This window comes from Stenotrophomonas sp. TWI819 (assembly GCF_039673075.1).
In the GTDB taxonomy this organism is placed as follows: Bacteria; Pseudomonadota; Gammaproteobacteria; order Xanthomonadales; family Xanthomonadaceae; genus Stenotrophomonas; species Stenotrophomonas rhizophila_B.
The window spans coordinates 102,995-124,143 of record NZ_JBDJKY010000010.1; the positions used below are offsets into that span (position 1 = coordinate 102,995).

Annotated in this window: 14 protein-coding genes; 5 read left to right on the plus strand and 9 right to left on the minus strand. The window is 66.5% G+C overall.

Translation table 11 applies throughout. The features are described from left to right. Positions 1–51: 51 nt before the first annotated feature. Positions 52–2,343 carry an NADP-dependent malic enzyme gene (locus tag ABE463_RS14435; RefSeq protein ID WP_259259179.1) on the minus strand — a complete coding sequence of 764 codons (2,292 nt, stop codon included), beginning with the start codon at positions 2,341–2,343 and terminating at the stop codon, positions 52–54. Between the two features lie 255 nt (positions 2,344–2,598). Beyond that, a complete protein-coding gene (locus tag ABE463_RS14440; protein ID WP_121039654.1) occupies positions 2,599–3,948 on the minus strand; it encodes a dicarboxylate/amino acid:cation symporter in 1,350 nt (449 codons plus the stop codon). A 261-nt stretch (positions 3,949–4,209) separates the two neighbouring features. Between ABE463_RS14440 and ABE463_RS14445 the strand changes: the two genes are divergently transcribed. Next, positions 4,210–5,376, plus strand: coding sequence for a porin (locus ABE463_RS14445; RefSeq protein WP_346468630.1), 1,167 nt, complete (start codon positions 4,210–4,212; stop codon positions 5,374–5,376). 56 nt (positions 5,377–5,432) lie between these two features. After that, entirely contained in the window at positions 5,433–8,084 is a 2,652-nt protein-coding gene (locus ABE463_RS14450) for a PAS-domain containing protein (RefSeq protein WP_346468631.1), read from the plus strand. 10 nt (positions 8,085–8,094) lie between these two features. On the opposite strand, the gene ABE463_RS14455 is transcribed toward ABE463_RS14450, so the two are convergent. From ABE463_RS14455 to ABE463_RS14470, 4 genes are all read right to left on the minus strand, one after another. Further along, complete coding sequence (locus ABE463_RS14455; protein ID WP_123730234.1) at positions 8,095–8,745, minus strand: response regulator transcription factor; 651 nt, start codon at positions 8,743–8,745, stop codon at positions 8,095–8,097. A gap of 138 nt (positions 8,746–8,883) precedes the next feature. Continuing rightward, a complete protein-coding gene (locus ABE463_RS14460; protein WP_346468660.1) occupies positions 8,884–9,918 on the minus strand; it encodes an ABC transporter substrate-binding protein in 1,035 nt (344 codons plus the stop codon). A gap of 20 nt (positions 9,919–9,938) precedes the next feature. Next, a complete protein-coding gene (locus ABE463_RS14465; RefSeq protein ID WP_346468632.1) occupies positions 9,939–11,321 on the minus strand; it encodes a sensor histidine kinase in 1,383 nt (460 codons plus the stop codon). Beyond that, a complete protein-coding gene (locus ABE463_RS14470; protein ID WP_346468633.1) occupies positions 11,311–12,009 on the minus strand; it encodes a response regulator transcription factor in 699 nt (232 codons plus the stop codon). The genes ABE463_RS14465 and ABE463_RS14470 overlap by 11 nt, the downstream gene beginning before the upstream one ends. A gap of 156 nt (positions 12,010–12,165) precedes the next feature. Here ABE463_RS14470 and ABE463_RS14475 point away from each other — a divergent pair, with 156 nt between their 5' ends. Genes ABE463_RS14475 through phbB form a run of 3 tightly spaced genes read left to right on the plus strand, consistent with a single transcriptional unit; the run spans position 12,166 to position 15,482 of the window. Then, entirely contained in the window at positions 12,166–13,347 is a 1,182-nt protein-coding gene (locus ABE463_RS14475; protein ID WP_346468634.1) for a porin, read from the plus strand. A 40-nt stretch (positions 13,348–13,387) separates the two neighbouring features. Next, on the plus strand, positions 13,388–14,716 hold the full coding sequence (locus ABE463_RS14480) for a CitMHS family transporter (RefSeq protein ID WP_070473693.1): 1,329 nt from the start codon (positions 13,388–13,390) through the stop codon (positions 14,714–14,716). A gap of 25 nt (positions 14,717–14,741) precedes the next feature. Further along, a complete protein-coding gene (phbB, locus tag ABE463_RS14485; protein WP_346468635.1) occupies positions 14,742–15,482 on the plus strand; it encodes an acetoacetyl-CoA reductase in 741 nt (246 codons plus the stop codon). Positions 15,483–16,225: 743 nt separating this feature from the next. On the opposite strand, the gene ABE463_RS14490 is transcribed toward phbB, so the two are convergent. The 3 genes from ABE463_RS14490 to rsgA form a co-directional block, all read right to left on the minus strand. Continuing rightward, entirely contained in the window at positions 16,226–18,517 is a 2,292-nt protein-coding gene (locus ABE463_RS14490; RefSeq protein ID WP_346468636.1) for a TonB-dependent receptor, read from the minus strand. Between the two features lie 177 nt (positions 18,518–18,694). Continuing rightward, positions 18,695–19,948, minus strand: coding sequence for a flavohemoglobin expression-modulating QEGLA motif protein (locus ABE463_RS14495; RefSeq protein ID WP_346468637.1), 1,254 nt, complete (start codon positions 19,946–19,948; stop codon positions 18,695–18,697). A 19-nt stretch (positions 19,949–19,967) separates the two neighbouring features. After that, positions 19,968–21,074 carry a ribosome small subunit-dependent GTPase A gene (rsgA, locus tag ABE463_RS14500; RefSeq protein WP_265308967.1) on the minus strand — a complete coding sequence of 369 codons (1,107 nt, stop codon included), beginning with the start codon at positions 21,072–21,074 and terminating at the stop codon, positions 19,968–19,970. Positions 21,075–21,149 lie beyond the last annotated feature (75 nt).

Below are 21,149 nucleotides of genomic sequence, written 5' to 3' on the forward strand. Positions count from 1 at the left end.
GAGAACGCGCCCCGAAGGGCGCGTTCTGGCAACTGAGAGGCGAAGAACGCTTTACGCGTTCTTCTCCGCCTCCAGTTGCTTGCGGATCTGCGCATCCACGGCCGCGATGGCGGTCATGTTGAGCACGCGGCGCGAGGTCGCGCTGGTGGTCAGGATATGCACCGGCTTGGCCACGCCCATCAGGATCGGGCCGATCGCCACGCCGTCGGTGAACACGCGCACCAGGTTGTAGGCGATGTTGGCCGCTTCCAGGTTGGGCAACACGAACAGGTTGGCACGGCCCTTCAGCGTGCTGTTGGGCAGCAGCTTCTGGCGCAGGGCTTCATCCCATGCGGTATCCCCCTGCATTTCGCCATCCACGTTCAAGCGCGGGTTGCGCTTGAGCAGCATCTCGCGGACCGCCCGCATCTTCAGCGCGTCCTTGGAGTCGTGGCTGCCGAAGTTGGAGTGCGACAGCAGCGCCACCTTCGGCTCGATGCCGAACAGCTTCATGCGGTACGCCGCCTGCAGCGTCGCTTCGGTGATCTGCTCGGCGGTCGGGTCTTCCTGCACGTGGGTATCCACGAAGAAGAACACGCCCTGCTGGTTGATCACGCCGGTCATCGCCGAGGTGGAGGTCACCTTGGCTTCCAACGGCAGTACGCTGCGCACGTAGCCGAGTTTCTTGTGGAAGCGGCCGACCACGCCGGTCAGCATCGCGTCGGCTTCGCCACGCGCCACCATCACCGCGGCGATCAGCGTCGGGCGCGACCGCATCAGGTTCTTGGCGGCGGCCACGGTCACACCGCGACGGCCGGTGAGGTTGTGGTAGTACTGCCAGTACTCGTTGAAACGCGGATCGTCGTTGATGTTGGTGATGTCGAAATCGACACCGGCCTTCATGCGCAGGCCCAGGCGCTCGACACGGGCCTCGATCACGTCCGGGCGGCCGATCAGGATCGGCTGCGCCAGGCCTTCATCGACCACGTTCTGCACCGCGCGCAGCACCACTTCTTCCTCGCCTTCGGCGTACACCACGCGCTGCTTGTCCGACCGCGCGCGGTCGTAGACCGGCTTCATCATCAGGCTGGTGCGGTAGACGAACTGGGCCAGCTTCTCGCGGTAGGCGCCCATATCGGCGACCGGACGGGTGGCTACGCCGGAATCCATCGCGGCCTGCGCCACGGCGGCCGACAGCTCCACCAGCAGGCGGCGATCGAACGGACGCGGAATCAGGTAGTCACGGCCGAAGCTCGGGGTCTCATCGCCATAGGCCGAGCCCAGGTCGCTGGCCTCGCGGCGCGCCATCGCGGCGATCGCGTGCACGCAGGCGATCTTCATTTCTTCGTTGATCGCCGTCGCGCCGACGTCCAGCGCACCGCGGAACAGGTACGGGAAGCACAGCACGTTGTTGATCTGGTTCGGGTAGTCCGAACGACCGGTACCGATCAGCGCGTCCGGGCGGACCGAACGGGCCACTTCCGGCATGATTTCCGGGGTCGGGTTGGCGAGCGCGAAAATCACCGGATCCTTGGCCATGGTCTTGACCATGTCCGCGGTCAGGATGCCCGGGGCCGACAGGCCCAGGAAGATGTCCGCGCCGTCGACGATCTCGGCCAGCGTGCGCTTGTCGGTATCACGCGCATAACGCGCCTTTTCCGGGTCCAGGTCGGTACGACCGGTGTGGATCACGCCGTCGCGGTCGAAGGCCAGGATGTTCTCTTTCTTCAGGCCCAGCGACACCAGCATGTTGACGCAGGAGATACCCGCCGCGCCCATGCCGGTGGTGGCCAGCTTCACGTCTTCGATCTTCTTGCCGGTGACGAGCATGGCGTTGAGCACGGCCGCGCCGACGATGATCGCAGTGCCGTGCTGGTCGTCATGGAACACCGGGATGTTCATCCGCTCGCGCAGTTTGCGCTCCACGATGAAGCACTCCGGTGCCTTGATGTCTTCTAGGTTGATGCCACCGAAGGTCGGTTCCAGCGAAGCGATGATGTCGACCAGCTTGTCCGGGTCGTTTTCATCGATCTCGATGTCGAACACATCGATGCCGGCGAACTTCTGGAACAGCACGCCCTTGCCTTCCATGACCGGCTTGCCGGCCAGCGGGCCGATGTTGCCCAGGCCCAGCACGGCGGTGCCATTGGAGATCACCGCGACGAGGTTGCCGCGGGCGGTCAGTTCACTGGCCTGCTGCGGGTCGGCCATGATCGCTTCGCAGGCGTGTGCCACGCCCGGCGAATACGCCAACGACAGATCACGCTGGGTCAGCATCGGCTTGGTCGCTGCGACGCGGATCTTGCCCGGCGGCGACATGCGGTGGTAATCGAGGGCAGCCTGTTTGAAATCTTCGTTGGACATCGCTTTCTGCAGATGAATGGGCGAGAGGAACAGGGGATCATACCCCCGTTGGCGTGGACGGACCTGTCGCTACGCTGTCGCGGCGATGTTGCAACCGCACATAATCCAACGCAGCGCACAGGCCGTTCGCCGGCGTATGCGGACCAGCCTGCCGCGCACAGATGACAGTGCGCACCGAGCCTTCAGAACAAAACATGGCCGTGCCGCCCCGGCAGGAACGACACGACCACGCACCACACCATCAGGTCAGCGGGCTCAGTGCGCCGGGGCCGGCAGCGTGTCCGGCAGGTCGGCGACGACCAGCGGCGGCAGCTCGGCTTCGCGGCCGTCCAGCACCATCGCCAGGCGGTCGCGATCCAGTGCGTTTTCCCAGCGCGAGACCACCACGGTGGCCACGGCATTGCCGATGAAGTTGGTCAGCGAGCGGCATTCGCTCATGAAGCGGTCCACGCCCAGGATCAGCGCCATGCCGGCCACCGGCACTTCCGGCACCACCGCCAGGGTCGCTGCCAGGGTGATGAAGCCGGCACCGGTGACACCGGCGGCGCCCTTGGAGCTGAGCATCGCCACCAGCAGCAGGGCGATCTGGTGGCCCAGGGTCAGTTCGGTGTTGGTCGCCTGGGCGATGAACAGCGCCGCCAGGGTCATGTAGATGTTGGTGCCGTCCAGGTTGAACGAGTACCCGGTGGGGACCACCAGGCCCACCACGGACTTGCTGCAGCCAGCCTTTTCCATCTTCTCCATCAGCGAGGGCAGCGCCGATTCGGAGGAGGAGGTGCCCAGCACCAGCAGCAGTTCGGCCTTGAGGTAACGGGCCAGCTTGAATACCGAGAACCCGCACAGGCGGCACACCACACCCAGGATCACCGCCACGAACAGGAAGGCGGTCAGGTAGAACGAGCCGACCAGCCAGGCCAGGTTGACCAGCGAGCCGACCCCGTACTTGCCGATGGTGAAGGCGATCGCCCCGAACGCGCCGATCGGGGCCGCCTTCATCAGGATGTGGACCAGGCGGAACACCGGGGCGGTCAGCGCCTCCAGGAAGGTCAGCACCGGGCGACCCTTGGCGCCGGTCAGGGCCAGCGCGATGCCGAACAGCACCGCCACGAACAGCACCTGCAGGATGTTGCCTTCGACGAAGGCGCTGACCAGGGTGGCCGGGATGATGTCCAGCGCGAAGCCGACCAGGGTCAGCTCATGCGACTTCTGCACATAGCCGTTGACCGCGGTCTGGTCCAGATCGGCCGGGTTGATGTTCATCCCCGCGCCCGGCTGCACCACGTGCGCCACCACCATGCCCACGATCAGGGCCAGCGTGGAGAAGAACAGGAAGTAGGCCATCGATTTGGCGAAGACCCGGCCCACGGTGCGCAGGTGGGTCATGCCGGCGATACCGGTGACGATGGTCAGGAAGATCACCGGGGCGATGATCATCTTCACCAGCTTGATGAAGGCATCGCCCAGCGGCTTGAGCGATTCGGCGAAGGCCGGCTCGTAATGGCCGAGGATGGCACCGAGAACGATCGCCACCACCACCTGGAAATACAGTTGGCGGTAGAACGGCAGCGGCTTGGCTGCCAGCGGGGCGGTGGTGGGAACGTGCATGGGAAGCTCCGGCAGTGTCACGAAGGATGCCGGCCGCGCTGGGCGGCATCTGGCGTGGCCTTTTTACGCCCGCATCCGGCCAACGCAGATAACCTATTGGTACTAGCCCCCCGGTTCAGCTGACCGCACTGCCTACACTGGCCCGGCACCGCGCCCCCACGGCGGCGGGTGGCCCTGCGGCGGATCAAGGGTAAAATTCCCAAAGATTTGCCGTTCGCGGCCGTTGTTGTTCTGCCCCACTCTTACTTGCAGCTACCGCCCATGCGCTCTACACCCCTGTTCATTGCCCTGGCCCTGGCCACGGCCCCGCTCGCCGCCACCGCGGCCGACTGGGACAACTGGCCGACCAAGGCCACTTTCAGCGATGGCACCGAACTGGCCGCCACCGCCAACATCGCCTACGACCTCAACGACTTCTCCGGCAACAGCGGCATTGAAGATGCCGACGCCGTGCGCCGCAAGGAATTCGGCGCGACCCTGAAGAAGAAGGGCGTGTATGACGCCATGGTCTATTACGACTTCCAGTCCGATACCTGGCTGGACGTCTTCGTCCGCTTCGAAAGCAAGGCCTTCTTCGGCAGCGACATCGGGCGCTTCCGCTTCGGCTACATGAAGACCCCGGTCGGCCTGGACGCGGGTACCTCCTCGCGCGCCGGCAGCTTCCTGGAGACCGCCCTGCCCGTGCAGGCGTTCTACGAAGGCCGCCGCACCGGTGCCGAATGGGTGCTGGAGCGCCCGCAGTACCTGCTGCAGGCCGGTGCCTACGGCGGCAAGGATCTGCAGGGTGACAATCCCGGCACCACCCAGGCCGTGCGTGCGGTGTGGACCCCGGTCAAGGCCGCAGGCGACGTGATCCACCTGGGTCTGGCCTATTCGCAGGAAAACCCGCGCGGTTACCGCGATGGCCGCGATGTCTCGCACCCGGCCAGCGCCCGCCTGCGCGCACGCCCGGAAGCCGGCCTGACCGATATCCGCCTGGTCGACTCCGGTGCATTGACCACCGCCGACAAGATCGTCCGTACCGGTCTGGAAGGCATCTGGATCCGCGGCCCGTTCTCGCTGCAGGGCGAAGCGCTGCAGACCACGGTCAGCCGTGATGGCAAGCCGGATTACACCGGCAACGGCCAGTACGCGATGGCGAGCTGGATCCTGACCGGCGAATCGCGCCCGTACAACGCCGGTGCCGTGGCCAACGTGAAGCCGGCCCACAGCTATGGCGCGGTCGAGCTGGTGACCCGTTACAGCCGCATCGATCTGGACGAAGCCGATGTGTTTGGCGGCCGTCAGCACGACTGGACCCTGGGTGCCAACTGGTACCTGACCTCGCACTTCAAGTTCCAGGCGAACTACGTGAAGGTCGACGCCAGCCGTCGCGGCGTGCGCAGCCAGCCGGAAATCTTCGAACTGCGCGCTCAGATGCACTTCTGATCCCGCCCGGCGGACGCGTTGACGCGCGTCCGCCGTGTCCTGCCTAGACTGACGGCATGTACCGGGTCTCCCGCTATCGCCCCTGGCTGCTGATCATCGCCCTGATGCTCGGCGGCACAGTGCTGTGCGCGCTGCTGGCCGGGCGCTATGCGCAGCAGCGGGCATTGGATGACGAAAGCCTGCAGGTCCGCCGCCAGCTGGGCCTGTACGCGCAGACCCTGCAGCAGCGGATCGATCGCTTCGGCACACTGCCGCAGGTGCTGGCGCTGGACCCGGACCTGCACCAGGCCGTGTCCCACCCGCTCACCGCCGCAGAACGCCAGCGGCTGAACCTCAAACTGGCCCAGGCCAACAATGTCACCCGCGCCTCGACCCTGACGCTGATCGACAAGCACGGCATCGCCGTGGCGGCCAGCAACTGGGACCAGCCGACCACCAATGTCGGCGAGGACTACAGCTACCGCCCCTATTACCAGCAGGCGATGGCACAGGGCAGCGGGCACTTCTACGGCATCGGCATGACCACTGCCGTGCCCGGCTACTTTCTTTCCCAGGCGATCTACGACGAACGCGGCGCCGTGCTGGGTGTGGTCGCGATCAAGATCGAGCTGCGCGCGCTGGAGCAGGAGTGGCTGCAGAGCCCGGACATCGTGCTCGCCACCGATGCGCATGACGTGGTGTTCCTGGCCAACGGTGATGCGTGGCGCTACCGCCTGCTGCGCCCACTCGGCCCACAGGAGCGCAACGAGATGCTGGCCACCCGCCAGTACGCGGATCGCTCACTGCAGCCGCTGCAGGCACGTACGCTGGAGGTACTGGCCGATGGCGGGCGCATGGTGCGCATCGAGCAGCCCGCACTGCCACGGCCGGTGCTGTGGCAGACCCTGGTGCTGAGCGAGCCGCAATGGAAGCTGCACCTGCTGCATGACGCCAGTGCCAGCACGGCGGTCGGCCGCAGCGCCGCGCTGGCTGCCGGCGGCATCTGGCTGGCCTTGTGTTTCCTGGGCCTGTTCGTGCAGCAGCGCCGGCGGCTGGCGGCACACCGGCAGCGCAGCCGGCGCGAGCTGGAGAGCGTGCTCAAGCAGCACGCACAGGAGCTGCGCACCGCCCAGGACGGCGTACTGCAGGCCGCCCAGCAGGCCGACAGCGGCCTCAGCCGCAGCCTGGCGCACCTGCCACAGGGCGTGGTGGTGATCGACAACGAGCAGAAGCTGGTGGCGTGGAATGCCCGCTATCTGGAGCTGTTCCGCTTCCCGACCGGGCTGATCCGGGTGGGCCGTCCGATCGAAGAGATTTTCCACTTCAACGCGCGGCGTGGCCTGCTCGGCCCCGGGCCGATCGACGAAGCCATCGAGCGCCGCCTGAACCACCTGCGCAGCGGCCGCCCGCACATGCGTGAGAGCGAGAAAGACGACGGCACCGTGCTGGAGATCCGCGGCAACCCGTTGCCTGACGGCGGCTTCGTCACCAGCTACGCCGACATCACCGCCTACAAGAACACCGCGCGCGAGCTGCGCTCGCTCGCCGATGCGCTGGAGCATCGCGTCGCCGAGCGCACCCGCGATCTGGATGAAGCACGCCGGGAAGCCGAGCGGGCCAATCGCTACAAATCACGCTTCGTGGCGTCGGCCGTCCACGACCTGCTGCAGCCGTTGAACGCTGCGCGGATGTTCGTCTCGGTGCTGCGCGGCAAGCTGCAGGGCGATGCCCGGGAGCTCAGCGAACATGTGGACGCCGCGCTGGCCGCGCAGGACGCCATCCTCAACAGCCTGCTGGACATCTCCCGACTGGAATCGGGCGCACTGAAGACGCATGTGCGCGCGTTCGCGCTGTCGCCCCTGCTGGAAACCCTTGCCCGTGAATTCGGGCTGGCCGCCGACAGCCGCGGCCTGCAGCTGCGCTGGGTCGACACCCGTGCGGTGGTGGTCAGCGATGAGGCCCTGCTGCGCCGGATCCTGCAGAATTTCCTGTCCAATGCACTGCGTTACACCCCGCGCGGCCGCGTGCTGATCGGCTGCCGCCGCGACGGCGGTCAGCTGCGCATCGAGGTGCACGACCAGGGACCCGGTATTCCGGAGAGCCTGCAGGGCGAGATTTTCGAAGAGTTCCGACGCCTCGATGACGGCGTGGATCAGGAACGTGGCGCCGGTCTGGGCCTGGCGATCGTGGAGCGGATCGGCCGCCTGCTCGGCCACCCGATCCGGCTGCGTTCGACGTTGGGGCGTGGCAGCGTGTTTTCAGTGAGTCTGCCCCTGGGTGAGGCCGCGGACGTGGTGATCGCACCGGCACTCGCGGTCGCCCCGGTGGTCGATAGCGGCGATGACAGCCCGTTGCGCCACTGCCGGGTCTGGAGCATCGACGACGACCCGCGTGTCTGCGCCGCCACCCGCGCGCTGCTGGAGCGCTGGGGTTGTGTCGTGGAGCTGGCCGATGGACCACAGGCCGCGCTGGAGATCGCCTCGGCCTTCAACGTGCCCAAGCTTCTGCTGCTGGACGTGCGCATGGGCCAGTGGCACGGCCCGGATCTGTACGAACACCTGTGCGGCCTGTGGCACGCACGCCCGCCGGTGATCCTTGTCACCGCAGAGCGCGATGACGCGTTGAAGGCCCAGGCTGCGGAGAACGGCTGGGGCTTCCTGTCCAAACCGGTGCGCCCGCCCGCGCTGCGGGCCCTGATGACACAGCTGCTGCTACGCCACCGCAGCTGAGCCCGTACCGCTAGACGCCGGCACCCGCATCGCCTTCCGGCTCCAGCGCTTTCACCAGCACCGCCGCCTGTGTGCGGCTGTGGCATTCCAGCTTCTTCAGGATCGCGGTGACGTGCACCTTCACCGTGTTCTCGGCCAGGCCCAGCTCATAGGCGATCTGCTTGTTGAGCAGGCCATCGGCCAGGCACAACAGCACCCGGAACTGCTGCGGGGTGAGCTGCGCCAGGCGCGTGGCCAGCAGCGCATCGGATTCGGAGCGTTCGGCCGCCATCGCCGGGAACCACACCCCGCCATCGAGCACCGCCGCCACCGCCTGGCCAAGGGTCTCGGCCGGGGCAGACTTGGGAATGAAACCGGCCGCACCAAACTGCTGCGCACGCCGGATCACCCGCGGGTGGTCGTTGGAGGACACGATCACCACCGGCACGTCGGGATGCGCGCCGCGCACATGCAACAGCGAGGAGAACCCGCGTGCCCCGGGCATGGTCAGATCGAGCAGGACCAGCTCGATCTCCGCATGCTGATCGAGCGCGCTCTCCAGCGTGGCGGCGCTGGCCACTTCGATCACAGTGACCTGTGGCAGCGCCTGGCGAAGCGAATGCACGACCGCGGCACGCAGCAGGGGATGGTCGTCGGCGACCAGAACGGTGATGTCACTCATGCGGGCCATTGTAATGAGGTTGACGGCCAGCGGCCGTCACTACCGGCATCCCTGCGGCGTAGCGGACCCAACCTGCCGATACACGTTGAGTGTCTGGAGAAGAGCCCCCTTCGTGTTGAAGGGGGCGCGCCAACGGCCTCACCGCCCCTGCTGCATGCTGCCGCGCCATGCCTCCAGGAACTGGCGGCGCTTGAGCGCGTCCAGATACACCAGCAGGCCCGGGCCGAGCTGGATCGGGCGATAACTGCGCTCCGGCGAGGCGCCCCGGCGCTGGCCCGCCGCCGGCAGGATCGGCATCAAACGCGCCTCGCGGGAGAGCACCTGTTGCCCACGGGGCGACAGCAGGTAATCCAGGAACCGGCGGGCTTCCTCTGGGTGCTTTCCGCCGCGCGGGATCACCGCGGTACGCAGCATCACCAGCGTGTAGTCCTCCGGCTCGATGATGCCCAGCGGCGCGCCGGCATCGATGCGTGCCTGCGCGTAGGAGCCCAGCACGTTGTAGACCAGCGAGAGCTGGCCGCTGCTGACCCGGTCGAGCAGCACGCCCGTGCGCTCCTCCAGCTGCACCTGGTTGTCCCCCAGTGCGCCCAGCAGCGCGCCGGCCATGCTGCCGCGCTGGCCATCCTGGGTGGCGAGCAGATACCCAACGCTGCTGCGTTGGACATCGTAGGTGCCGACCCGGCCCAGCAGCGGCGCATCCGGCGCGCGCAGCAGCTCCAGCAGTTGGCGGCGTGTATGCGGCACGCGCGACGCGGGCAGCGTACGCGTGTTGTAGACCATCGCGACCGGCTCATAGCTGATGCCGAATGCCTCGTGCCGCCACTGCGCCCAGGCGGGCAACGCATCGGTCTGCGCCGAGCGATGCGCCAGCGCGTGGCCATCGTTGACCAGCTTGGCCTGCAGGTCCATGCCACTGCTGATCAGCATGTCCGGTGCGGCCGAGCCGCTGCGATCACGCAGATAGCGCGCGTACATGTCCTGGGTGATGATGTCTTCGTAGATCACCTCCGTGCCGGGATGCAGCCGCTGGTAATCGGCAATGACCGTGCCGAACACTTCGATGTCCGTCGAGCCGTGGATGCGCAGCTGCGCGGTCGGCGCGCCTTGGGCGGGGAAGCGCTGCACGTCGCCGGGATCGGCGTAAGCCGTGGCGGCAAACAGCGACATCAACATCAACAGGCCCTGCCAGCGTTTCATGCGTGTCTCCTCGGCAGCCGGATGGTGGCGATCAGGCCGCCGCCCACCCGGTTGGACAGATCGATGTGGCCACCATGGCTGTCCACCACGCGTTTGACGATCGCCAGCCCCAGCCCTGCACCACCGGCGGCCGCCCCTTCACCACGCGCGAAGCGCTCGAAAACCCGCTCCGCATCGGCCGGTGGAATGCCGGGGCCGTGGTCGGCGATGGTCAGCACGCAGTGCGTATCCTCCGTGGTCAACGCGAGCTGCAACGCGCCGTCGCCACCGTATTTGAGCGCATTGTCGATCAGGTTCTTGATCGCTTCGCGCAGCAGCAGGGCATCCCCGTTGACCCACGCCGGATCGCTGGTCACGGCCAGCTGCACGCGGGGTGCCGGCAATGCCTGTGGCAACGCCTCGTGCAGGGCCTGGTGCACGATCTCGGCCAGATCGACCAGGGCGAAACGCTGCAGGTTGGCGCGATGGATCACACTGGCATCGCTGAGCAGCTGGTTGAGCAGGCGGCTCATGTGGGTCGCGTTGCGCTCGATCGCCTCCAGGCTGCGGCGCATGTCTTCGGGGTCTTCATCATCCAGCGCCAGTTGCGCCTGTGCACGCAATGCGGCCAGCGGCGTGCGCATTTGATGCGCCGCCTCGGCCATGAAGGCACGCAGGGTTTCATTGCTGGTCGAGAGCCGGCCCATGAAGTGGTTCAAGGCGCCGACCATCTGGTCCATCTCCTGCGGTGTGGTCGCATCCAGTGGGCGCAGATCGGAGGGCTCGCGTCTGGACAACTCGCGTTCGACCCTCACCAGCGGGCGCAGCGCCCGATGCACGCCGAGCGCGACCAGCGCCAGCGACAACAGCGAGAGCACGACGATCGCCACCAGCGCGCGGGTCACCATGTCCTGTGCCAGCGCCTCGCGCGCCCGCCGGGTCTGCCCGACCTGCACACGCACTTCGGCCTGCGCGGACGGTGATGACACCCGCCGCGACACCACCACGAAGCGCACGGTTTCGCCGCTGTAGGGGGCGTCGAACAGCTGCGGGCGATCGGTCGGCGTGCGCGGTGGCGCCGGCAGATCGTCGTAGCCGGTCACGGTCTGGTTGCGCGCATCGAAAACGCGATAGAACACGCGGTCTTCCGGCGCCATGGCCAGCAGGTCGAGCGAGGCGTACGGCAGATCCACCTGCCACTGCGCATCCACCAGCGCCACCGAATCGATGATCGAGAGCGCCGAGGACACCAGCAGGTGATCGTAGGAACGGTTGGCGGCCCGCTGGCCGTAGTCACGCGCACCGAAGAACAATGCGACCGCGAACAGCGCCATCAAACCGCCCAGATACAGCCACAGCGTGCGCCGGATCGAGGTCGGTGCGCGGGCCTCAGTCACCATCGGCGCTGCCCTCGGCCGCCGCATCGTGCGCCTCAAGCAGATAGCCGCTGCCGCGCACGGTCACAATGCGCAGCGGTGCCTCGGCCAGCTTGCGGCGCAGACGCCCGACATACAGTTCGATCGCGTTGGGACCGGCCTCATCATCGAAGCCGAACAGGCCGTTGCCGATCTCGTCCTTGCCCACCACCTGCCCCAGGCGCCCCATCAGGATCTCCAGCAGACGGTACTCGCGGTTGGGCAGCTCGATCGGCTGGCTATCCAGGCTGACCCGGTGCGCGGCGTTGTCGAACTGGAAGCCACCGATCTGCACCACCTCGCTGGCCTGGCCGCGGGTACGCCGCAAGAGCACGCGGCAGCGCGCCTCGAACTCGCGGAAATCGAACGGCTTGCCCAGGTAATCATCGGCACCGACATCCAGCGCCTGCACACGGTCTTCGATGCCATCGCGCGCGGTCAGCATCAGCACCGGCGTGCTGTCACCGCGCTCGCGCATGCCCGCCAGCACGCGCAGCCCATCCAGTTTGGGCAGGCCGATATCGAGCACGACCAGATCGAACGACTGGTAGCGCAGCACGCTCGCCGCCGCCAGCCCGTCGCTCTGCCAGTCCACGGCGTGCCCACTGCGGCGCATGCGGCGGACGATCGCGTCGGCCAGGTCCGGGTTGTCTTCCACCAGCAGGATGCGCATCGGTCGGGATCGGGAAAGGTGCACGAATGCTAGCGCGTGCAGCCGCATCCGTGCGCTTCGCTGCGGTGCAGCAATGGCTGACAGGTGGATGACAGCATCCCGGCACTAGGCTGCGCCAACGCGACACCACCGAATACACGGTACCTGGGAGGGGCCATGGAACTGAACGCATTGCGCTGGTGCATGCCGGCCGCCTGCACGCTGTTGTTGGCCGCACCGGCCTGGGCCGCCGACGCCAGCGACGACGACCGTCCGGTCACGGCCAGCCTGGGCGGCCGCCTGCATCTGGACTTCGCCGATTTCCACAATGACCGCCGCGGCACGCCGAACAAGGACGACACCGAGATCCGTCGCGCATGGCTTGACGTATCCGGCAAGTTCTTCGTGGTCGACTACAAGCTGGAAGCGGATTTCTCCGGCGACCGGGTCGAGGCCAAGGATGTGTTCGTCAGCCGCAGCTTCGGCGATGCCGGCAAGCTCACCGTGGGCCAGTTCAAGCAGTTCTTCTCGCTGGATGACCGCACCAGTTCCAACTACGGCACCTTCCTGGAGCGCGGCAATGCCGGCACCACGCTGGCGCCGCTGTATCGCCTCGGCGCCTCCTGGCAGGCCGCGCGCGGCGACATGACCTGGGCCGCCAGCGCCTACAGCCTGGAAAGCATCGACGCGTGGCAGGTCAAGGGCCGTGCCGCAGGTGGCCGCGCGACCTGGGCACCTGGCGCCACGGCCGGTGATGTCCTGCATCTGGGCCTGTCGCTGGCGCATGAGCGCTACGACAACCCGGGCGCCGACGGCGTCCCTGCCCTGCGCATCCGCCCGCGCCCGGCCGGTCACCTCTCCGACAACAGCCGCCTGACTCTGGTCGATTTCTCGGCCGGTCGCGATACCGACGTCAACAAGTGGTCGCTGGAATACGCACAGGTGAACGGGCCGCTGTCCTGGCAGGGCGAGTTCAGCGGCGCCACCTTCGACGACGGCAGCCAGCGCGGCAAGGTGCTGGCCGGCTACGGCCTGGTCAGCTGGTTCGTCACCGGCGAATCGCGCGTGTACGACCGCAAGACCGGGCGCTTCGGCCGGGTCAAGGATTTCCAGCACGCCGCCGGCGCGTTCGAACTGGCACTGCGCTATGACCAGATGCGCGGCGACCAGCACCTGATCGGCCAGCCCGACCTGCGCGACGGCCAGACCGAGGCGTGGACCCTGGGTGGCAACTGGTACATGCGCCCGAACCTGCGCTTCATGCTCAACCTGATCGAAAGCCGCAACCGCGACCGCCTGGCCGAGGCCACCGTGGACCGCACCCGCGCGGTCACCGGCCGCCTGCAGTACGACTTCTGATGCCCACTTTCCGCACCGTTTCTTCTGGAGAATGCAGATGATGCTGAGCATCCTCGGCTTTGGCATGGTCATTACATTCATGTACTTGATCATGAGCAAGCGGCTCTCGCCGCTGGTCGCCCTCATCACCATTCCGATCCTGTTCGCGCTGATCGGCGGCTTTGCGGCCGGCATCGACGACATGATGCTGGAAGGCATCAAGAAGATCGCGCCGACCGGCGTGATGTTGATGTTCGCCATCCTGTACTTCGGGGTGATGATCGATGCGGGCCTGTTCGATCCGCTGGTGCGGATCATCCTGCGCTTCGTCAAGGGCGACCCGATGAAGATCGTGCTCGGCACCGCCATCCTGGCGATGCTGATCTCGCTCGACGGTGATGGCTCGACCACGTACATGATCACCGTGTCGGCGATGCTGCCGCTGTATCAGCGCCTGGGCATGAACGCGTTGAACATGACCTGCGTGACCATCCTCGCCGGTGGCGTGATGAACCTCACCCCGTGGGGCGGCCCGACCGCGCGTGCGGCCACCGCGCTGCATGTGGACCCGGCCGACGTGTTCGTGCCGTTGATCCCCTCGATGGTGATCGCCTGTGCCGGCGTGCTGGTGCTGGCCTGGTACCTGGGCATGAAGGAACGCCGTCGCCTGGGCGTGGTGACCCTGCCGCAGGGCGGCAGCTGGATGGACAACAGCGTCTCCGATGATGGCAACACGCTGCCGACGGTGGAAGACGCCGAAGACACCAAGCGCCCGAAGCTGCTGTGGGTCAACCTGGGCCTGACCATCGCCCTGATGACCGCGCTGATCCTGGGTGTGCTGCCGATGCCGGTGCTGTTCATGGTCGGCTTCGCGATCGCCCTGGTGATCAATTACCCGAACCTGGCCGAGCAGCGCCGCCGCGTGGTCAATCATGCCGGCAACGTGCTGTCGGTGGTCTCGCTGATCTTCGCGGCGGGCATCTTCACCGGCATCCTCAACAACACCGGCATGGTCGAGGCGATGTCGCACAGCTTCCTGGCGATCATCCCCGACAGCTGGGGCCCGTACCTGGCGGTGATCACCGCGCTGGCCTCGATGCCGTTCACCTTCTTCATGTCCAACGACGCCTTCTACTTCGGCGTGCTGCCGATCCTGTCCGAAGCGGCCGGTAACTACGGCATCACCCCGGTGGAGATGGCCCGCGCCTCGCTGGCCGGCCAGCCGGTGCATCTGCTCAGCCCGCTGGTGCCCTCGACCTACCTGCTGGTCGGCCTGGCCAAAGTGGAGTTCGCCGATCACCAGAAGTTCACCCTGAAGTGGGCCATCGCCATTTCGATGCTGCTGATGTTCGGTGGGCTGCTGTTCGGCCTGTATCCGCTTGCGTCCTGATCCGCCTACCAAGGAGCGTTCCGCCATGACTCTTCGCATCGCATACGTCACCAGCGCCATGGGCAGTGTCGGCACTGCCATCTGCCAGAAGCTGGCCCGCAACGGCCACACCGTGGTCGCCGGCTGCGCGCCCAATTCGCCACGCAAGGCCGCCTGGCTGCGCGAGCAGCGCGAACTGGGCTTCGATTTCATCGCCTCGGAAGGCAATGCCGCGGACTGGGCGTCGACGGTGGCCGCGTTCGCCAAGGTGAAGGCCGAGGTCGGCGAGATCGATGTGCTGGTCAACAATGCCGGCGGCAGCCGCGATGTACTGTTCCGCCAGATGAGTCCGGACGATTGGAACGCGGTGATGGGCTCGAACCTGCATGCGCTGTTCAACATCACCAAGCAGGTGATCGATGGCATGAGCACGCGCGGCTGGGGCCGGATCGTGAACATCGGCTCGGTGAGTGCGCACAAGGGCCAGATCGGCCAGGTGAACTTCGCGACGGCGAAGGCGGCGATGCATGGCTTCAGCCGGGCGTTGGCCAATGAGGTGGCGACGCGGGGGGGGACGGTGAATACGATTTCGCCGGGCTATATCGCGAGTCAGTCGATCAGCAGTTTTCCGCCGGATGTGTTGGATCGTCTGGCAGGTTCGGTGCCGATCCGGCGGTTGGGCAAGCCGGAGGAGGTGGCGAGTCTGTGTGCGTGGTTGGCGTCGGACGATGCGGCGTATGTGACGGGTGCGGATTATGCGGTGAACGGTGGTCTGCACATGTTCTGACGGTTTTGCGCATCCCGCGTGATGCGTGGCCTCCCCCACGAGGTGAGCCGCGATGCTGGTTGGCATCGCGGCTTTTTTTCTTTTGCTTCCGAGGTTTCGGGAACGTTGGGCTATTTGCAATGGCAATGGCAACAGAAACTGCAACTGCGGGGCAAAAGCCGGACTTCAGGGCGGTGTCGCGCTGGGCAGGCACGGGTGGGTTGGCGGGACCCGCTGCAAGTACGTCCATGTAAGCTCGTGTGTTGCCATCCATGGCAACACACGGTCCCGCCAACCCACCCGTGCCTACCCTTTGACAGGACGCTGGTGCGCAACGAAAGAGCCGTCGCTTGGTGCTGCCGTTGCTTTGGCCTGCCTTCGTGGATTCGTTCGCTTCGTTGACTTGATTGCCCTGCTTGGCTGCTTGGACCGCAGAGGACCGCTTGCCCTGCTTGGTCCGCTTGGCTCGCTAGGTTCGATTGATCTGCGTAGCTTTACCAGCTGAGCTGGCTCAGCTCGAGTCGCCTCGGACCTGTCCGTCTGCAGCGTTGCTTTGCTTCGCCATGGCCACCAGCCAACTGTCGGAGGCGTGGGGTGTGTGGGTTGGCGGGACCGTTGTGCCGCATGGATGCGGCTCACGAGCCCCCATGGATGGGTTTACGGCGCGTCCCGCGAACCCACACACCCCATGCCTGGCCCAGTCATCTGAGAAGTAAAGCCACCGACCAACGGTCGGTGGCTGCCCTTGCCCAAGCAAGCGGAGATCAGAACTCCGCAGCCACCGTCATGAACACCTGACGCGGCGCACTCGCGTGGATCGCATAGCGCGTTCCGGTCGGATCCGTCGGCGCAAACGAACTCAGCTGCCCGGCATACCGCTTATTGGTCAGATTGGTCGCATTGAGCGACACCTTGATATCGCGCAACCCCATGCCCGGCCCGAACGAATACCCCATCCCCGCATCGAACGTCGTCACACCCGGCACCGACTGATCGTTCGTGTAAGTGTAGTAACGCTTGCCCGTGTACTTCGCACGCAGGCTGGCGAAGAAGCCATCGCGGTTCCAGCTGATCTCACTGGAGGCCATGCGCTCGGGCGTGTCCACCGTGATCTTGCCGGCCACCGGCACGATCGCACCGCCCGAGGTGTAGTTGTCCTCGTAGGTGGTCTTATTCCACGAGAGCGCGTTGTACCACTGCAGGCCATCCATCGGCTTGAGGATGAAGGTCAGTTCCGCGCCGCGGCTCTTCACCGAGCCCACGTTGATGAAGCGCGTGATGCACTCCGGGCGCGTGCCCACTTCGATGCTGGTGCAGGGGTTGAGCGAGAGCAGGCGGTTGTCGAAGGTCACGTGATAGGCCGCGAGGGAGGCCTGGTACTTTTCGCCGAAGGTACGGAAGCCGGCTTCCAGCGTCTTGGACTTCTCCGGTTCCAGCCCGGCGCTGGCCGCGAAGGATTCCGGCGAGACCTGCAGCGGGCCGCCGCTGCCACCACCGACGAAGGCGGCGATGTTCTCCGAGTACGAGGCGAACACTTCCTGGTTCGGGCTCAGCTTGAAGCCGATGCCCGCCTGCGGCAGCACCGATTCCTTGGCGGTCAGCGTGCCCGAGGCATAGCTGGCTTCGGTGCCCGGCTTGGCGTTGGCGGTCATGCGGGTGTTCGGGCTCTTGATGCCCACATCCACGGTCAGGCGGTCGTCCAGGAAGCGCATGCGGTCCTGCACGTAGAACTGGCGCGTGCGGATGTCGAAGTCCTGATCGAACAGGCGGCGGTCCGGGTGGTTGAGGTAGCCGTCATCCAGGAACGGACCGGTGATGTAGTAGAAATTGCGCTCGACGTTGTGGTCGTTGCGCTCGTACCACAGCCCCGCTTCCAATTCGTGGATGCCCCACTGCCAGCTCAACGCGGCGGTGATGCCCTGGCGGTTGATGGTGTAATTGGTGCTGCGGATGGAGATCGGCAGCATCTCCGGGGTGCCGGGGTTGGACGGCTGGCCCGGTGCCCACCAGTGGCCCTGGCCACGGTTCTCGTGGTGGTAGCCAAGCAGCTTCAGGCGGGCGCTGTCGCCCAGCGCGAGGTCGGCATCCAGCGAGTACAGGTTGTCGTCGCGCAGTGCGCGACTCTGGTAGTACGCGTCATCGATGCTGTTGACGCCACCGGTGAACGCGCACTTCTGCGCGTTGTAGGTGCCCGGCGCGCAGTAGGCGGCGGCGACCGCGCGATCCCAGTCCGGTGCGTAGATGTTCCAGTCCCAGCCGAGGCCACGTGCGAGCATGCTCTTGGACAGGTAGGCGTAGTTGGCCTGGCTCACGCGCGAGGTGGCAGCGAAGGCACCGAAGCGGTTGTCACCCACGTTCCAGATCGCCTTGGCGTTGAACTGGCGGGTGGTCTGGTTCTGGTTCGGTTCGGCCCACATGTCCGAATCCTGATGCACGCCGGACACATAAGCCGAGAAGCCGTTGATGTCGCCGGTGTCCACGCGCAGGTAGCCGCGGCGCTGGTTGTCATCGCCGACGGTGACGCTGGCCTTGCCGCCGAACTCGGTGGACGGGTCCTGCGAGAAGTACTGGATGGTGCCCCCGAGGTTGCTGGTCGAGGCGACGCCCAGCGAGCCGATGCCCTGCGACAATTCTGCGCCGGCGAGATTCTCGGCGATCAGCGCACGGGCGATGCTCAGGCCGTTGTAGTTGCCGTAGCTGTTGTCGCCCAGCGGAATGCCGTCCAGTGTGTAGCCCAGGCGGCTCTTGTCGAAGCCGCGCAGGCTGATCGTCTGCGATTCTTCGTTGGCGCCGAAGGCATCGTTGGACTGCACGGAGACGCCCGGCAGGCGATCGAGGATCTTCTGGCCGCTGGTGCCCGGCGGCAGCACTTCCTTGTCCACGGCCGTGATGCGCTGCACCTGGCGGGTCTCACCCTGGCCGATCACCGAAACGGTGTCCAGGGTCTGCGCGCTGAGCGCGACGTTGGCAGCGGCGGTGGCGTCTACATCGGCAGCGTGGGCATTGGCGGCGCACAGCGCGAGCGCCACCGCGATCGTCAGGGGTCGGGTAAGCATGGTCGTCCGTTACATGGGGGAAGATGACCTGCGCAATGCAGGTGCATGACCAGCATGCGAGCGGAAGATGAAAGGATGTTTACGGTTCAGCGCATCACAGATGAATTGCGATGCAGTGCTCATTAACGCACTGGGCGCACGTAGAAGGCGCGCGAGCTTGCCGGCCAGCGGCCGGCACTACTCGGGGGCGAGCTGATCCATGCGGATGCGGTTGGCGAACAGCGAGAACGCGAGCATGCCGGCCAATCCGTTCGCGCGGCTGACCCAGTGCGGCAGCCAGCGCGGTGGGCGCAGGATGCCTTCTTCAAACAAGGGGGCGAAGGCGATCGCGTCGGTCAGCGACATCTTGCCGGCGAACAACCAGCGGCAGACCTGCAACCGATCTTCAGCCAGCATGTGGCGGAAGAAGGTGTGCACCGAGACCAGCCCGCGCAGATACACGGTGTCCTTGGTGAAGGCCGCGCCGCCGCTCGGCGGCACCCCGCGGAACACGCGCTGGGCGGAGGCGAAACTCTCTTCGTTGTTCTGGCCGGCCTCGCAGAAGTAGCGGAACACCTCGATGAAATCGGCCCCTTCGCGCGCCATGGCGATGGCTTCGGTGCGCAGGCTGATGCGCTTGAGGCGCTCGATGTCGATGCTGCCGGTGATCTGCTCGGCGAACGTGGCCAGTCCTTCCTGGGTGGCAGTGACCCGCGGCGAGGACAGCGCCAGGCTGGGCAGGTGCGGCTGCTCGCGGCCATTAAGCGCGGTCAGCGAGTGCACCAGCGCCTCGTGGTGGAACAGCTGCGCACGGTCGTAGGCGCTGAAGCGCGCACTGGTGCGCAGGCGGATCCGGTTCGGGCCGGCGGCGGCCTTGGAGATCAGGTCGGGATCCAGCTGGACGCTGATGATGCGCGATTCGAAGAAGGCATCCAGATCACTCTGCAGCTGCAACTGCAGCGCCGTGGCCGAGACCGGCACCTGTTCTTCGGGCGCGAGCAGCTCGTGGTCCAGCTCCTGCGCGATCTGGATGAAGTGGCGGGCGGCATCGCGGGTGCTGGGGCCGTTGCCGGGCAGCGGCTGCTCGGGCGCGCCGAACAGCTCCACCGAGTAACGATCCACCTCGGCGGTGCCCAGCGATTCCAGCAGGCCGGCGGCTTGGTCCCAGCTGTGCGCCGAGCGCTGTACGTACAGGCCGATGGGATGGTCGGGATCGCATTGCACGCTGATCGCGGCCAGCCGATGGCGGGTATCGGTGAAATCGAGCTTGGGGTAGTCGACCTGCGGCAGCACCGGCTGACCGCGGGCGACGCTGGCCAGGAACGGCGCCTGCAGCGCGGCCGGCCAGCTGGTCAGTCCCAGCAGTTTGATCCCGCCTACCGCCTCGACCAGTTGTGCGTCGAGCGCGGTGTGGTGGGCGACGTCACGATCCACGGTCATTGGCGTGTCCATGGACGGACAGTAGCAAAAGCTATCGTCGGCCGCCCTTTCCGCCCGGGCGCCACTGCGCGCCCTTGCCGACGTGCTTGCGCTCGATGGCCTGCTGCGCCTGACGCACGGCCAGCTTGGCAGCGGCGGCAGCCACTTCTTCTTTCAGCTTGAAGTAGTTGAGCAGGCGCTCTTCATCCAGCGTGCCGTCATCGATGGCCGCGCGGATCGCACAGCCCGGCTCACGCTGGTGGGCGCAGTCGCGGAAACGGCATTGTGCCGACAGGGCTTCCACGTCGGAGAAGCCGCCTTCGCTCAGGGCCTCCTCGCCGGTCGGCTTGAGCTCGCGCATACCGGGCGTATCGATCAGGCAGGCTCCGGCCGGCAACGGGATCAGCGCACGATGGGTGGTGGTGTGGCGGCCGCGCGAGTCGTTGACGCGCACATCGGCGGTCTTCATGCGCTCGTGCCCGAGCAGCGTATTGGTCAGGGTCGACTTGCCCGCACCGGAGGAGCCGACCAGTACCACGGTCTGGCCAGCCGCGAGCCATGGCAGCAGGGCCGAGGCGCTGGCCGGGTCCTTGCCGTTGATCGCCAGCAGCGGAATGTTCTGCGCCGCCAGTTCTTCCAGCACGTCCAGGGCATCCTGGCTGTACTCGGTCTGGTCGGCCTTGGTCAGCACCACCACCGGCTGTGCACCGCCCCCGCCGACCAGCAGCAGGTAGCGCTCGATCCGGCGCGGATTGAAGTCCGCATCCAGCCCGCAGACGATGAACACCGTATCGATGTTGGCCGCGATCACCTGCTGGTGGTAATGCTCGCCCGCCGCGCCACGCTTGATCGCGGTACGCCGGGGCAGCAGGGCAACGATCTTGATGCCCTCCAGCAGCACCCAGTCGCCGACCGCCGCGCGCTCGTGGCTGGGGAAGCGTGGGCGCTGCCATTCCGGCGGGGACTCGGTCTTGATCGCCGCTTCCGGCGCATCGGAGACGATGTACCCGGTGCGATGCTGCTCGATCACCCGGCCCGGGCGCGCCTGCGGGAACTGCTCGAACAGGGCCTGCCAGTCCGGCAGCTCCGGGCCGCCCGGCCAGGGCCAGCCAATGGTCTGCAGGGCAAGGTAATCAGTGGGTTCGCTCATCGTGCCCATTCTAATGGGTGTGGCGACCAGGCGTTGCCGCAGGGGACCAGCGCACGCGTGGACGGACGAAAATCCTTTCATCTG

Bases quoted from the DNA above. Each gene is read 5' to 3' on its own strand.
- ABE463_RS14435 (WP_259259179.1), bottom strand. From the start codon at position 2,343: ATGTCCAACGAAGATTTCAAACAGGCTGCCCTCGATTACCACCGCATG.
- ABE463_RS14440 (WP_121039654.1), bottom strand. From the start codon at position 3,948: ATGCACGTTCCCACCACCGCCCCGCTGGCAGCCAAGCCGCTGCCGTTC.
- ABE463_RS14445 (WP_346468630.1), top strand. From the start codon at position 4,210: ATGCGCTCTACACCCCTGTTCATTGCCCTGGCCCTGGCCACGGCCCCG.
- ABE463_RS14450 (WP_346468631.1), top strand. From the start codon at position 5,433: ATGTACCGGGTCTCCCGCTATCGCCCCTGGCTGCTGATCATCGCCCTG.
- ABE463_RS14455 (WP_123730234.1), bottom strand. From the start codon at position 8,745: ATGAGTGACATCACCGTTCTGGTCGCCGACGACCATCCCCTGCTGCGT.
- ABE463_RS14460 (WP_346468660.1), bottom strand. From the start codon at position 9,918: ATGTTGATGTCGCTGTTTGCCGCCACGGCTTACGCCGATCCCGGCGAC.
- ABE463_RS14465 (WP_346468632.1), bottom strand. From the start codon at position 11,321: ATGGTGACTGAGGCCCGCGCACCGACCTCGATCCGGCGCACGCTGTGG.
- ABE463_RS14470 (WP_346468633.1), bottom strand. From the start codon at position 12,009: ATGCGCATCCTGCTGGTGGAAGACAACCCGGACCTGGCCGACGCGATC.
- ABE463_RS14475 (WP_346468634.1), top strand. From the start codon at position 12,166: ATGGAACTGAACGCATTGCGCTGGTGCATGCCGGCCGCCTGCACGCTG.
- ABE463_RS14480 (WP_070473693.1), top strand. From the start codon at position 13,388: ATGCTGAGCATCCTCGGCTTTGGCATGGTCATTACATTCATGTACTTG.
- phbB (WP_346468635.1), top strand. From the start codon at position 14,742: ATGACTCTTCGCATCGCATACGTCACCAGCGCCATGGGCAGTGTCGGC.
- ABE463_RS14490 (WP_346468636.1), bottom strand. From the start codon at position 18,517: ATGCTTACCCGACCCCTGACGATCGCGGTGGCGCTCGCGCTGTGCGCC.
- ABE463_RS14495 (WP_346468637.1), bottom strand. From the start codon at position 19,948: ATGGACACGCCAATGACCGTGGATCGTGACGTCGCCCACCACACCGCG.
- rsgA (WP_265308967.1), bottom strand. From the start codon at position 21,074: ATGGGCACGATGAGCGAACCCACTGATTACCTTGCCCTGCAGACCATT.